Here is a 12,946-nt window from a genome sequence, read left to right on the forward strand (position 1 = left end):
GGCGCCGGTCAGTTTTTTTATACCCCCCCGCGCCGCCGGCCCCGGCCCCCCCGCACCCCCCCCGCGCCGGCCGCCCCCCCCCGGGGCGCCCCCCCCCGTCGGGCTGCCCGGCCGTGCTCCGCCGGCCGCCGCGGCGCGGGCACCCGGGGCCCCCGGCGCCGTTCGTGCCCGTCCGACCGGGCGCGGAGCGGCTCGGTAGGATACCTACCGGACGGTTCACGCCCGTCGCCCCGTCGGCCCCCATAGGATCGGCCGCTGCCGAGGTACAGAACTTTCCAGGGAGGCTGCGATGGCCAGGCAGGCCCGCGCGCTGGCAACCCGCCAGGCGGTACTCCTCGCGGCGGCCGAGGTGTTCGACGAGCGGGGCTACGCCGCCGCCACGATGGCCGAGATCCTGGACCGGGCCGGTGTCACCAAGGGCGCGCTGTACTTCCACTTCCGCTCCAAGGAGGAGCTGGCGCTCGCCGTGATCGAGGGCCAGGGCGCCTGGATCGCCACCTGGGAGCCCTCCTCGGACAGCCCGGTGCAGACCCTGATCGACCTCGGGTACGCGTTCGCCCGCGCGCTCCAGGAGGACCCGCTGGTGCGCGGCAGCATCCGGCTGACGATCGAGCACGGCAGCTTCACCCAGCCGCAGATCGCCGCCTACCAGGGCTGGATGGACCTGGTGGGCGCACTGCTGGAGCGCGCCCGGGAGGCCGGGGACCTCCACCCGGGGGTCGACCTGGTGGCGGCCTCCGGTGTGATCACCGGCGCGGTGACCGGGATCCAGCTGAGCTCCCAGGTGCTGGCCGACCGGCAGGACCTGATCAAGCGGATGGCCGACCTGTGGACGCTGCTGCTCCCGGGCCTCGTCCAGCCGCACGCCCTGGCCCGGCTGAGCGTCGCCGAACGCCGCTGAGCGCCGCTGAGCGCCGCACCGCACGACTGGGCGCCGCCCGGGGCCGGCGGCCCAGCGCGCCCCGGTCGGACCCGACCGGCCCCGGTCAGACCCGGTAGCCCGCGCAGTCGTCCGGCCCCACCAGGGCCGGCAGGGCGGCCGCCCAGAGCTGCCGGACGGCCTCCGGAGCCGGTCGGCCGGGCTCCTCGGCGGCCAGCAGCACCTGGCCGGCCACCACCGCGGTGAGCAGTTCGGCGCAGGCCCGCCGGTCCGCCCCGGGGCGCAGCTCCCCGGCCCGTTCGGCGCGCTCCAGCAGCCGCTGGACGACGGCGGCGAGGCTGCGCCAGGCGGTGCCCGGTCCGGCGCAGCCGTCGGCCGGCCGCAGGCCCTGGCGGCCGAGCCGGACGCCGGCCCGGACCACCACGTCCTCGCGCAGCAACCGGGCCAGCTCGTGCGAGAAGTCGATCAGTGCCTGGACGGCCCGGTCCTCGGTGCGCAGGGCGCGCAGCGCGGCCGCGCCGATCTCCCGTCCGGCGGCGGCCCGCACACCGTCGGCGAGGGCCTGCTTGGAGACGAAGTGGAAGTAGAGGGCGCCCTTGCTCACCCCGGCCCGGCGACTGATGTCGACCAGGCTGGCGGCCTCGAACCCGGCCCCCGCGAAGGTGTCCGCGGCGGCGAGCAGCACGGCCCGCCTGGTCCGCCCCGCGCGTTCCTGCTTGACCACTGATCCCCCCGGACTCCGCCGGACGCGTTCCCCGCCCCACCCGGCCGCTGTCGGCGCGCCCTCGGTCGGAGGCGACGCCTCGCATGCGGAGGGCACTGGCCGAAACCGCATGGTTGGTATCTAATCTAGCGCCTGTGTCGACCCCGCCGTCCAGCGGGGACCACCCCCGCCCAAGGTCTGCCGTCCCCAGTTCAGGCATTCCCGCAGACCAGAGGCCAGGTAGCGTGGTCGGTCCGGGTCTTGCGACGGGCCACCCCCGGCCGCAGAAGACAAACCGGGTGGTATGTATGTTTTGCTGTGGGGCGTCCGTGGCGGGCGCTCGACCGACACCCTGGAGCTGGGGCCAGTCATGCCATTGATCGTAGAGCCGGACGCCCACGGCCCGTACGCCCACCCCGGCACCGGCTACGGCACCCACTCCGGCACCGGCTACGACTTCCACGACCGGACCGTCTCCCGGCACCTGGTGCACCGCGCCTCGGTCTCCGAGGTGTTCCTCACCGGCTGGCAGGCCACCGGCCCGTACGACTTCCTGCTCGGCGCCCAGTGGCCCCGGCTGCACGGCTTCTACCGGCTGCCCGGGGACCGCTACCACGACCCGGTGCTGATGGCCGAGACCGTCCGGCAGGCCGGGCTGCTGATCGGCCACGCCGGCTTCGGGGTGCCGCGCGACCACCACTTCGTCATGGAGGAGCTCGGCTACGCGCTCGGCGAGGCGGGCCTGCCCGGCCTCGCGGTCACCGCCGACCCGGCCTCGCTGATGCTCACCGTCGGCTGCCAGGACGTCCGGATGCGGCACGGCCGGCTGGCCTCGCTGCGGGTGCACGCCGAGGTCACCCGGGACGGCCTGCGGATCGGCCACGGCGACGGCCAGCTGCGGGTGGTCACCCCCGCCTCGTACCGGCGGCTGCGCGGCCCCGGCCGCGGCGCCGCCACCCCGCCGCGCCCACCGGAGCCCGCCGCGCCCGAGCTGGTCGGGCGGGCACAGGCCGCGGACGTGGTGCTCAGCCCGACCCTGCGGCCGGACACCTGGCTGCTGCGCGCCGACGCCGGGCACCCGGTGCTGTTCGACCACGGGCTCGACCACGTGCCCGGGATGCTGGTGCTGGAGGCCGCCCGGCAGGCCGCCCAGCGGCTGCACCACCCCGAGCCGGTGGTGCCGGTCGAGCTGGTGACCGCCTTCGACCACTACATCGAGCTGGACCGGCCGTGCTTCGTCCGGGCCGTCCGCGAGCGGACACCGGACGGCCGCCGCACCCCCGTCCTGGTGCGACTGCTCCAGGACGGGCGGACGGCGGCCGAGTGCCGGCTGCTCACCGAGCCGGTCGACGGTCCGCGGGTGCCGGTCCGGCGGGACGCCTTCGAGGGCCGCCCCACCGCGACCGGCCTGCTGCCGCTGGCGAGCTGAGGCCCGGCGCGAGGTCAGGTGGGCCGGGGTCCGGCGGGTCGGGGGTCAGGCGGCCACCAGCGCGGACGGCCGCCGCCCGGCGTGCATCACGCTGAGGTTGGCCGCCAGCCGGACCGGGTCCTGGGCCAGCCAGAGCCGCAGCGCCGCGCCCAGGGCCGCGCTGGCCGACTCGATCCGGACCTCGGTGATCTGGGCGATCCGGGCCGCGCCGGGCACCAGCAGGTCGGCCAGTGCGGTCGGCAGCCAGACGGTCAGCGCGCACGGCGCGGGCGTCGCGAGGGCGCCCAGCAGCCGGTAGGCGTCCCCCGGCGCGCTGAGCGTGGGGATGATGTCCAGCAGAGCGTCGGCCACCACTTCGGACACGTCGCTCCGGTGTCCCTGGGCGAGCCGTCGGAGCAACATGCGCTCGGCGGCGGTGATTCGGACGGTCAGCATGACCTCGTCGCACTCCATTGCGCGATCTCCTCCTCGTTCCTCCCCGTACCGGCACGGACGGCCGGCACGTCGTACCCCTCTTGCACCTCGGCCCGGCGATCTCGTGCGGAAAGCCGGGCCGGTGGGTGCGTGCCTCCGGTCAGATCCCCGCGTACGAGTGCTTGCCGGTGACGAAGATGTTCACGCCGTAGTAGTTGAAGAGCCAGCAGGCGAAGGCGGCCAGCGCCAGGTAGGCGGCCTTGCGGCCCTTCCAGCCGGCCGTCGCGCGGGCGTGCAGGTAGCAGGCGTAGGCGACCCAGGTGATGAACGACCAGGTCTCCTTCGGGTCCCACTCCCAGTACTTGCCCCAGGCGGCCTCGGCCCAGATCGCGCCCGCGATGATGGTGAACGTCCACAGCGGGAAGACCAGGGCGTTGATCCGGTACGACAGCTTGTCGAAGGTGGACGCGGCGGGCAGCCGGCGCCAGATCGAGGCCGAGGTGCCCAGCGGGCCGGTGGTCAGGCCGGCCGCCATCCGCTTGTCGAAGGAGTCCTTGCCCAGGTAGAGCAGGGTGGCGATGAACGCCGCGTAGAAGGCGCCGCCGCAGAAGATCGCGGTGGAGACGTGGATCGCCAGCCAGTACGAGTGCAGCGCCGGGACGAGCTGCTCGGAGTCGGTGTACAGCACCTGGGTGGCGATGCCGAGGGTCAGCAGCGCCGCGACGGCGACCGGCAGGCCGAGCCAGCGCACGTTCTTCCGCGCGGCCAGCAGCACCAGGTAGGTGGCGGTCATCGTGAAGGCGAAGGCGCAGGAGAACTCGTACATGTTGCCCCACGGCCAGCGGGACACCGAGAGGCCGCGGGCGACGATGCCGCCGCCGTGCAGCAGCAGCCCGAGGACGGTCAGCGAGACCGCGATCCGGCCGGCCAGGTCGGCCTTCTCGCTGGTGCCGGCCGCGCCCGGGCCGTCCTCCTCGTCCTCGCCGCGCCCGCCGGTGACCACCGTCGCACCCTCGCCCGCCAGGACGGTGCGGGTCAGCGTGGTGGTGCCGCCCTTCGCCCCGGCCACGGTGACGGTGACCTTCTTGGCGGCCTTGGGCTCCGCCGCGGCGACGGTCTCGGCCAGGTTGCCGGACTGCTCCTTGGAGCGGACGGCGACCGCGCCCTTGCTACCGAACGTCCACTCGAACATGTGGGCGAACATGGCGATCGTGTAGACCGCCATCGCCGAATAGATCAGCTTGTTGGAGAGGTCGGCCAGCTGTGGGTCGACTCCCGAGGCGAGGTGCACCGTCTACTCCTTGGAGTTCTGGTCGGCAGGGGCTGTGGGGTCTTCTGCTGCGGGGTCTTCCGGCGCTTCGTCGGCTTCCTGGTCCTCCTCCGACGCCGGGGCGTCGTCCTGGAGGTCCACCGCGAGTTCGGCCAGCTCCTCGGCGATCTTCGCCGACTCGCTGCGGGCCAGGCCGGCCAGCTCCACCTGGGTGCCGCCGCCCGGCAGGGCCACCGCCCGCACCCAGATCCGGCGGCGCTGGATGAACAGCGAGCCGATCAGGCCGAGGATCGCCAGCACCGCGCCGGTCAGCGCGATCTCGTTGCCGGGGCGGTGCGAGACGTTGAAGCTCGCCCACTGCTTGTAGCCCTCGAAGGTGACGGTGCCGTAGCCGTCCGGCAGGGTCCAGCCCTGGCCGGGCTTGAGCAGGGCCTTGGCCGGCTGGCCGTCCTGCTGCAGCTGGGTGAGCTTGGAGGTGTTCAGCTGGTAGATGTTCTGCGGCAGGCCGGAGTCGGTGCCGAGGTCGCCGGCGAAGGCGTTCAGCACCAGCTCGGGGGCGGCGTCGCCGGGGAACAGCGAGACCGGGCCGGTGCCGGCGAAGCTCAGCGGGGCGGTCGGCAGGAAGAAGCCGGAGAAGCCCAGCTGGGTCTTGGTGCCGTCCGGGCCGACGCCGTAGTCGGAGGCCTTCACCACGCCGGTCGAGGTCAGGTTGGCGTCCTGTGGCAGGAACGGCACGACGTCGTGGTAGACCACGTCGCCCTTGCCGTTCTTCACGGTGATCACCGGGGCGTAGCCGTGGCCGATCAGGAAGACCTTGCTGCCGCCGATCTCCAGCGGGTGGTTGACCTCGATCGTGCCCTTCTTCACCTTCGACTCGTCGCTGCCCTCGTAGTACTCCACGTTCGCGGTGAACTGGCGGGCGGCGCCCATCTGGTCACCGGTGTTCTGGAACTTCGAGGTGAAGTTCTCGAGCTTGAGGTAGAAGGGGTCGAGGTCCTGGTTGCCGTAGAACCGGGTGCCGGTGAAGTCGTCGAGCTGGGTGATGGTGTTGGAGTAGCCCTGGCCCTCGACCATCAGCTTGCCGCCGGTGCCGGAGGCCAGGCTGGCCCAGGCGAAGCCGCCGAGCAGCGCGAACAGCGACAGGTGGAACAGCAGGTTGCCGACCTCGCGCAGGTAGCCCTTCTCGGCGGCCACCGAGCCGCCGGACAGGTTCGCCCGGAAGCCGCGCTTGCGCAGCAGCCGGTGGGCGGCCGCGTTCACCTGCTCCGGCTCCGCCCCGGTGCGCCAGACCGCGTACACCGGCATCCTGGTCAGGTTGCGCGGGGCGGCCGGGGGCTGGGAGCGCAGCACGCCGACGAACTGCCAGGTGCGCGGGATGATGCAGCCGGCCAGCGAGACGAACAGCAGGATGTAGATCGCGGAGAACCAGACCGAGCTGTAGACGTCGAACAGCTGGAGCTTCTCGTAGATCGGCGCGACCGCGGTGTGCTGCGCCTTCCAGGTCTGCACCTTGAACTGGTTCTGGCCGTTCTGCGGGATCAGCGAGCCCGGGATGGCGGCCAGCGACAGCAGGAACAGCAGGATCAGGGCGACCCGCATCGAGGTCAGTTGGCGCCACATCCAGCGCGCCCAGCCGAGCACCCCTATGCCGGTCGGTCCCTCGGACTCGACCGGCGCGGTGCTGAGCCGTTCGGCGGCGGCGGCGTCGTCCGGCGCCGGGGGCAGCTCGGTATCGGTCGTGGTCTTGCTCACGGTCAGATTCCGATCTGGGAGTCGGCGGTCCAGGACTGCAGTTCGCTCATCCAGGAATCCCAGATCCCGGTGACGAGCAGCAGACCGACCGCGACGAGCATGCCGCCACCGATCCGCATCACGAGCGGGTAGTGCCGCTTGACCCACCCGAAGGCGCCCAGCGCCCGGCGGAAGGCCAGCGCGGCCACGATGAACGGTACGCCGAGGCCCAGGCAGTAGAAGGTCATCAGCAGGGCCCCGCGCGCCGCGTCCGCCTGGTTCAGCGACAGCGTCTGGACGGCCGCCAGGGTCGGGCCGATGCAGGGCGTCCAGCCGACGCCGAACACCATGCCCAGCAGCGGCGCGCCGAGCAGGCCGACGGCCGGGCGGCGGTGCGAGCGCACCTCGCGCATGCTCAGGCCGGGCACCAGGCCCATGAAGGCCAGGCCCATCACCACGGTCAGCGAGCCGAGCACGATCGCGATGGCCCGCTTGTGCTCCTGCAGGGTGTTGCCGAACTGGCCGAACAGCGCCCCGCCGGAGACGAAGACCACGGTGAAGCCGAGGATGAACAGGGTCGCCCCGAGCAGCATCCGGCCGCGCTTGGCGCCGCGGGCGTCCGCGAGGTCGGCGGCGGAGAAGCCCGTCACGTACGACAGGTAGCCGGGCACCAGCGGCAGCACGCAGGGCGAGAAGAACGAGACCAGCCCGGCCGCGAGCGCGACCGGCGCGGCGGCGAGCAGCGCCCCGCTCTGGACCGTGGTGAAGGTGTCGGCCAGCGGGAGGGCGGCGGCGTTCAGCGGCCCACTCACTGCTGCTGCTCCGCGACCACCGGCTGGACGATCGACTCCAGCGCCTCCTGGGTCGTCCCGCCGACGGCGCGGGCGGCCAGCTTGCCGTCGCGGTCGACGACCAGGGTGGTCGGGATGGACTGCGGGTTGAGGCTGCCCTTGGGGAACTTGAGCAGCTGGGTGCCGGCCGGGTCGAAGATGCTCGGGAAGGAGACGCCCTGCTCCTGCTCGAAGCGGACGGCGTTGGTCTTGTCGGTGTCCCGGGTGTTGATGCCCAGGAACTGGACGCCCTTCTCCTTGTACTCGTCCGCGACAGCCTGGAGGTTCTTCGCCTCGGCCCGGCACGGACCGCACCAGGAGCCCCAGACGTTCAGCACCACGACCTTGCCGCGGTAGTCGGAGAGCTTGACCTGGTTGCCCTCCAGGGTCTCCCCGGAGATGTCCGGCGCGTCCCCGCGCTTGCCGGTGTCCGCCTTCGACAGGTTGGTCCCCTTGACGGTCACGAACCCGACCTGCCCCTCGCTGCTGCTCGACGAGCCCGAGGAGGAACAGCCGGTGAGGACGAGCGCAGCGGCGGCGACTGTGGCGGCGGCTGCGGCGACACGGGGACGGGGGCGCGTCATGGCAGACATGTGAAAAGTTTCGCATGGAGTTCCGAGCGGGTTCGCCGGGGTCCTACCTTGCGCGTCGCACACCCTCTGACCTGCGAAGACTTCGGGCCACCCGACTTTCGTCAGGTGACCCGAAGTCATACTTACGCACCGCTTACGGGCCTCAGGCGCCGAAGCTCCTGCCCACCGGCTTGTCGCCCTTGCGGCCCTTGCCGACCAGGTGCGCCGGCAGCAGGTCACGGGCCGGCTCGCGGTACCCGACCGAGACGATGCTGTCGCCCTCGAAGGTGAAGCTGGTCAGCGAGGCCAGCGAGCACTGCCGGTTGCGCGGGTCGTGCCAGAGCCGGCGGCGCTCCACGAAGGAGCGGAGGATCCAGACCGGCAGCTGGTGGCTGACGCAGACCGCCTCGTGCCCGCGGGCCGCGTCCCGGGCGGCGCCGAGCGCGCCCATCATCCGCACCACCTGGTCGAGGTACGGCTCGCCCCAGGAGGGCTTGAACGGGTTGGTCAGGTACTTCCAGTAGCCCGGGTTGCGCAGCGAGCCGTCGCCGACGCCGAAGGTCTTGCCCTCGAAGACGTTCTCCGCCTCGATCAGCCGCGGGTCCACCGCGACCTCCAGGCCGTGCGCCTTGGCGATCGGCTCGGCGGTCTCCTGGGCCCGCTCCAGCGGGGAGGCCACCACGTGGGTGATGTCCCGCCCGGCGAGGTCCTCGGCGACCCGGTCGGCCATCTGGCGGCCCAGCTCGGACAGGTGGTAGCCCGGCAGGCGGCCGTACAGCACGCCCTCCGGGTTGTGCACCTCACCGTGGCGCATCACGTGGACGACGGTGATCTCTTTGGCGCTCACTTCTCAACTGCTCCTGTGGTCTGGAGGGGGCTCAGGCCGTGGCGGCGGCAGCGGCGCGGGCCGCGGCCGGCAGCGCGGCGGCGATCCGCTCGATCGCCCGGGCGTCGTGGGTCGCCGAGACGAACCAGGACTCGAAGGCGGACGGCGGCAGGTAGACGCCCTCGGCCAGCATCGCGTGGAAGAAGGCGGTGTAGCGGAACGCCTCCTGGGTCTTCGCCTGGTCGTAGTTCGTGACCTGCGCCTCGGTGAAGAACACCGAGAACATGTTCCCGGCGGTCTGCAGCCGGTGCGCCACGCCCTCCTTGGTGAGCGCCTCGGAGACCAGGCCGGAGATCTCGGCGGAGACCTCGTCCACCGTCGCGTACACCTCGTCGGTGCAGCCGCGCAGCTGGGCCAGGCCGGCCGCGGTGGCGACCGGGTTCCCGGACAGGGTGCCCGCCTGGTAGACCGGGCCGGCCGGGGCCAGGTGGGCCATCACGTCGGCCCGGCCGCCGAAGGCCGCGGCCGGGAAGCCGCCGCCCATGACCTTGCCGAAGGTCAGCAGGTCCGGCGCCCAGCCCTCGTGCGCCGCCTCCAGGCCGTACCAGCCGGCCTTGGAGACGCGGAAGCCGGTCATCACCTCGTCGGAGACGAACAGCGCGCCGTTGTCCCGGCAGAGCCGGGCCAGGCCGGCGTTGAAGCCGGGCAGCGGCGGGACGACGCCCATGTTGCCGGGCGAGGCCTCGGTGATCACACAGGCGATCTCGCCCGGGTGGGCGGCGAAGGCCTGCTCGACGGCGGCCAGGTCGTTGTACGGCAGCACGATGGTGTCGCCGGCCTGGGCGCCGGTGACGCCCGGGGTGTCCGGCAGGCCGAAGGTGGCCACGCCGGAACCGGCGGCGGCCAGCAGCGCGTCCACGTGACCGTGGTAGCAGCCGGCGAACTTGACCACCTTCGCCCGGCCGGTGAAGCCGCGGGCGAGCCGGATCGCGGACATGGTGGCCTCGGTGCCGGAGGAGACCAGGCGGACCTGCTCGACCGGGGCCACCCGGGAGACGATCTCCTCGGCCAGCTCGACCTCGCCCTGACCGGGCGTGCCGAAGGAGGTGCCGCGGGAGACCGCCCGCTGGACGGCCTCGATCACGGCCGGGTTCGCGTGGCCGAGGATCATCGGACCCCACGAGCACACCAGGTCGACGTACTCGCGGCCGTCGGCGTCGGTGAGGTAGGGGCCGGTGCCGGACACCATGAAGCGCGGTGTGCCGCCGACCGCGCGGAAGGCGCGCACCGGGGAGTTGACGCCGCCGGGCGTGACCACGGAGGCGCGATCGAACAGCGACTGGGACTGGGGGGCTTCGTAGGGGTAGCTCACGGGAGACATGGTCTCAAATCGTGTCCTTGGGCTCTGCATGTCCGGCCCGATCATCTGGAACGATGATCCGGGCACCGTTGTCTGTACGGTTGTCCCTGACGGTCGCCCGTGGCGGTGGTGTACGGGCGGGGCCGCTGGTTGTTCCGTCACACGGACCAGTCAGACTGTGTGCACAGAGTGCGCGAGCGCTCCGGTTGTGTACAGGGGTGTGGAGAGGACTGCTGTGTGCCGCTGGTGGGTACGGCCCGCGAGTAGGCACGGCGGCGAATGACGGTAAGGAGCACGGCCGGCGGGACGCCGGACGTGCGGGGGTCTGTCGATTCCGGCGAGTTCCGGTGAGGATGGTCCGAGTGTCCGAGGCGCAGGACGGGTTCGACGAGGCAGCGGGTGGCCCCCGCAGGCCCGCCGAGACCGCACGCGGGGGTACGGGAGCGGGTACGGGTCGTGGTCGTCGCGGCGGCGAGAGGCGGGGTGAGGGACACGTGGGGGTGACGTACAAGTACTTCGGCGCACCGGACCGCGCCACCGCCGCCAGAGTCCCCACCGCCCTCGGCCCGGGCGGGCTGGGCCTGGACGCCGGCGAACTCGGCGCGCTGGGGCGGCTCGGCGACCTGATGGAGACCAGCGGCTCCCCCACCGGCCACCTCTCCACCAAGATCAAGCCGGAGACCATGAGCGCCATGGTCCTCACCGGCATCCAGGGCGTCCCGCTGCACCAGGTGCCGCCGCTGGAACTCGTCGTGCTGCACCCCGACTACGCGGTCGTCCAACTCCCGCACAACGTGGTCGAGCCGCTACGCAAGGCGGACGAGACCGAACTCGGCGCGGCCGCCTTCATCTGGTCCACCGTCCCGGACCGCCGCGGACCGCGCGACGCCTTCGTGATCTACAGCATGCTGCACGAGTGGCAGGACTTCGCCAACCGGCTGCACGACGCCGGGCACCAGCTGTACTGCCTGGTCTGGCCCTGAGCGCACCGCGCCCGGCTCGCTGAACGCCGCTCGGGGCAAGGGTGGTTGACGGTCCGTCGATTTCCCCTGACCCGGGATCGGCTCCCCGGGCGGGTCAGCCGCGGGAGCGGCGGGCCCGTCGGACGGTGCGTTCGCTCTCGACCGGCTCCGCCAGGTGCCCGTCCACCAGGCGGGACAGGGCCGAGACGAAGACCTCCTGCTCGGGCCGCGGCAGCGCCTCCAGCACCTCCCGGTGGACCCGGTCGGCGATCGCGGTGCCCTGCTCGACGGCGCGTTCGCCCGCCTCGGTGACCGAGATGATCCGCGCCCGGCGGTCGGTGGCGGACGGGCGGCGCTCGGCCAGGCCCGCCTTCTCCAGCTCGTCGACGGTGACCACCATGGTGGTCTTGTCGAGGTCCGCCAGCTCGGCCAGCTGGATCTGGGTGCGCTCGGTCTCCTGCGCGTGGAACAGCACGCCGTACGCGCGCGGGGTGATCCCGAGCTCGGTGAAGGCGGCCGCCATCCGAGTCGCCAGCACGTGGCTCGCGTGGTCCAGCAGGCCGGAGATGTCGCGGATCTGGCGCACGGGCGGGGTCGTCGTCATACGTCCGAGATTAGCAACGGCCCGTCTGCTGCCGGATGATCCCGTAGCCAACCAACATCGGGGTTACGGGATACCCAACTCGAACAGCGCATAGCCCGCGTACCAGCCCGCCGCGATCACCGGCATCGCGAACAGCCCGACCAGCGAGGAGGTCCGCACCTTGCGCAGCGCCACCGCCAGGCCGATGCACAGCGGGAAGGCCGGCAGCAGGTAGCGGGAGATGTTGCCGAAGATCTGGTTGCTGCTCAGCGCCGTGAAGACGGTCAGCGCGGTGAAGACCCACAGCACCAGCGGCGGACGGGCCCGCGCCAGCAGCACCAGCAGGCCGGGCAGGGCGATCAGCAGGGCGATCGCGATCAGGTCCGGCACCGGATTGGACTGCCAGAAGTCCCAGTGGCCGGTGATCACGTCCATCACCGTGCGCACGGTGGAGGCGCCGAAGTCGAAGTAGCGGTTCCAGGCGCCGCGCTGGAGCTTGAAGTAGCCGCCCCAGTCGCCCATCCGCCAGCCCACCCAGGCGACGTAGCCGAACAGGCCCCACGGGGTGATCAGCATCGCGGTCAGCGGGCGGGCCACCCCGTCGGTGCGGCGCACCAGGGCGACCAGCGCGGCGATCGACACCGCCGCGATCAGCGCGGCCGCCGTCGGCCGGTTCAGGCCCGCGACCAGGGCCAGCAGCCCGGCCGCGAGCCAGCGGCGGGTCATCACGCAGTAACAGGCCCAGGCGGACAGCGCGACGAACAGCGAGTCCGAGTAGACCGCCCACTCCACGCCCGAGCCCGGGAACAGGCCCCAGACCACCGCGGCGATCACACCGGCCCGGAACCCCGCGAGCCGCTCCGCGATCGCGAAGATCCCGGCCGCGGCGACCAGCGAGGCGAGCACCGAGACCGCTATCCCGGAGCCGTACGGGCCGAGGCCGGTGACCGCGCCGACCAGCCGCATCAGCCACGGGTAGAGCGGGAAGAAGGCGGAGGAGTTCTCGTAGTAGGTGGCCAGCGGGAACCCGTGCAGCTCGATCAGCTGCGGGTCGTAGCCGTTCTCGGCGATCCGCTGGTACCAGACGCCGTCCCAGGTGCCCAGCACGTCCCAGGAGTGGGCGCCGCCGCCCCGGCCGGGCTGCTTCTTCAAGTAGTCGCCGGTGTGCTCCAGCAGCATCAGGAACACGGTCAGGCCGATCGCCTTGACCACCGCATACGCGCCCAGCGCGGGCGCGAAGCGGTCCACCAGCGCCATGAACCGGCCGGGCGTACGGTCCGCCCGCTCCTCGACCGGCTCCCCCGGCCCGGCCACCGGAGCGGCGCTGGACGGTTCGGTGCTGGACGACTCGGTGCTCGATGCCGTGCTCATCTGCTCTGGGTACTC

General features: G+C 72.5%; 13 protein-coding genes. 3 read left to right on the plus strand and 10 right to left on the minus strand.

All coding sequences use genetic code 11. The annotated features are described in order from the left end of the window. The first annotated feature begins 289 nt into the window (after window positions 1-289). Complete coding sequence (locus ACFWXO_RS08620; RefSeq protein WP_375881825.1) at window positions 290-901, plus strand: ScbR family autoregulator-binding transcription factor; 612 nt, start codon at window positions 290-292, stop codon at window positions 899-901. Between the two features lie 85 nt (window positions 902-986). Here ACFWXO_RS08620 and ACFWXO_RS08625 read toward each other — a convergent pair whose 3' ends face one another. Continuing rightward, window positions 987-1,604, minus strand: coding sequence for a ScbR family autoregulator-binding transcription factor (locus ACFWXO_RS08625; RefSeq protein ID WP_375881822.1), 618 nt, complete (start codon window positions 1,602-1,604; stop codon window positions 987-989). Between the two features lie 349 nt (window positions 1,605-1,953). Here ACFWXO_RS08625 and ACFWXO_RS08630 point away from each other — a divergent pair, with 349 nt between their 5' ends. Further along, window positions 1,954-3,012 carry a ScbA/BarX family gamma-butyrolactone biosynthesis protein gene (locus ACFWXO_RS08630; protein WP_380522878.1) on the plus strand — a complete coding sequence of 353 codons (1,059 nt, stop codon included), beginning with the start codon at window positions 1,954-1,956 and terminating at the stop codon, window positions 3,010-3,012. A gap of 45 nt (window positions 3,013-3,057) precedes the next feature. Here the strand turns inward: ACFWXO_RS08630 and ACFWXO_RS08635 are convergent, their stop codons facing one another. The 7 genes from ACFWXO_RS08635 to hemL all read right to left on the minus strand — a co-directional run bounded on the left by ACFWXO_RS08635 (window position 3,058) and on the right by hemL (window position 10,036). Further along, window positions 3,058-3,465, minus strand: coding sequence for a hypothetical protein (locus ACFWXO_RS08635; RefSeq protein WP_375881817.1), 408 nt, complete (start codon window positions 3,463-3,465; stop codon window positions 3,058-3,060). Between the two features lie 121 nt (window positions 3,466-3,586). Beyond that, a complete protein-coding gene (gene ccsB, locus ACFWXO_RS08640) occupies window positions 3,587-4,717 on the minus strand; it encodes a c-type cytochrome biogenesis protein CcsB (protein WP_380522879.1) in 1,131 nt (376 codons plus the stop codon). Window positions 4,718-4,720: 3 nt separating this feature from the next. After that, window positions 4,721-6,448, minus strand: a complete 1,728-nt coding sequence (locus ACFWXO_RS08645) for a cytochrome c biogenesis protein ResB (RefSeq protein ID WP_380522880.1) — start codon at window positions 6,446-6,448, stop codon at window positions 4,721-4,723. 2 nt (window positions 6,449-6,450) lie between these two features. Continuing rightward, complete coding sequence (locus ACFWXO_RS08650; RefSeq protein ID WP_375881810.1) at window positions 6,451-7,239, minus strand: cytochrome c biogenesis CcdA family protein; 789 nt, start codon at window positions 7,237-7,239, stop codon at window positions 6,451-6,453. Further along, the gene (locus ACFWXO_RS08655) at window positions 7,236-7,841 is read right to left on the minus strand and encodes a TlpA family protein disulfide reductase (RefSeq protein ID WP_375881807.1); all 606 of its coding nucleotides are present in this window, start codon (window positions 7,839-7,841) and stop codon (window positions 7,236-7,238) included. Before ACFWXO_RS08655 ends, ACFWXO_RS08650 begins: the two co-directional genes overlap by 4 nt. 151 nt (window positions 7,842-7,992) lie before the next feature. Further along, entirely contained in the window at window positions 7,993-8,643 is a 651-nt protein-coding gene (locus ACFWXO_RS08660; protein WP_380522918.1) for a histidine phosphatase family protein, read from the minus strand. Window positions 8,644-8,707: 64 nt separating this feature from the next. Continuing rightward, window positions 8,708-10,036 (minus strand): glutamate-1-semialdehyde 2,1-aminomutase, encoded by a 1,329-nt coding sequence (gene hemL / locus ACFWXO_RS08665; protein WP_380522882.1) that lies wholly within the window; start codon window positions 10,034-10,036, stop codon window positions 8,708-8,710. A gap of 479 nt (window positions 10,037-10,515) precedes the next feature. Between hemL and ACFWXO_RS08670 the strand changes: the two genes are divergently transcribed. Then, a complete protein-coding gene (locus ACFWXO_RS08670) occupies window positions 10,516-10,998 on the plus strand; it encodes a hypothetical protein (RefSeq protein ID WP_350507657.1) in 483 nt (160 codons plus the stop codon). 94 nt (window positions 10,999-11,092) lie between these two features. Here ACFWXO_RS08670 and ACFWXO_RS08675 read toward each other — a convergent pair whose 3' ends face one another. Next, window positions 11,093-11,581 (minus strand): MarR family winged helix-turn-helix transcriptional regulator, encoded by a 489-nt coding sequence (locus tag ACFWXO_RS08675; protein WP_375881795.1) that lies wholly within the window; start codon window positions 11,579-11,581, stop codon window positions 11,093-11,095. A 63-nt stretch (window positions 11,582-11,644) separates the two neighbouring features. Then, window positions 11,645-12,931 carry a glycosyltransferase family 39 protein gene (locus ACFWXO_RS08680; RefSeq protein ID WP_380522883.1) on the minus strand — a complete coding sequence of 429 codons (1,287 nt, stop codon included), beginning with the start codon at window positions 12,929-12,931 and terminating at the stop codon, window positions 11,645-11,647. Between the last annotated feature and the right edge of the window lie 15 nt (window positions 12,932-12,946).

Source organism: Kitasatospora sp. NPDC059088, assembly GCF_042738155.1.
Taxonomy (GTDB): domain Bacteria; phylum Actinomycetota; class Actinomycetes; order Streptomycetales; family Streptomycetaceae; genus Kitasatospora.

Bases quoted from the DNA above. Each gene is read 5' to 3' on its own strand.
- ACFWXO_RS08620 (WP_375881825.1), top strand. From the start codon at position 290: ATGGCCAGGCAGGCCCGCGCGCTGGCAACCCGCCAGGCGGTACTCCTC.
- ACFWXO_RS08630 (WP_380522878.1), top strand. From the start codon at position 1,954: ATGCCATTGATCGTAGAGCCGGACGCCCACGGCCCGTACGCCCACCCC.
- ACFWXO_RS08635 (WP_375881817.1), bottom strand. From the start codon at position 3,465: ATGGAGTGCGACGAGGTCATGCTGACCGTCCGAATCACCGCCGCCGAG.
- ACFWXO_RS08655 (WP_375881807.1), bottom strand. From the start codon at position 7,841: ATGACGCGCCCCCGTCCCCGTGTCGCCGCAGCCGCCGCCACAGTCGCC.
- ACFWXO_RS08660 (WP_380522918.1), bottom strand. From the start codon at position 8,643: ATGCGCCACGGTGAGGTGCACAACCCGGAGGGCGTGCTGTACGGCCGC.
- hemL (WP_380522882.1), bottom strand. From the start codon at position 10,036: ATGTCTCCCGTGAGCTACCCCTACGAAGCCCCCCAGTCCCAGTCGCTG.
- ACFWXO_RS08675 (WP_375881795.1), bottom strand. From the start codon at position 11,581: ATGACGACGACCCCGCCCGTGCGCCAGATCCGCGACATCTCCGGCCTG.
- ACFWXO_RS08680 (WP_380522883.1), bottom strand. From the start codon at position 12,931: ATGAGCACGGCATCGAGCACCGAGTCGTCCAGCACCGAACCGTCCAGC.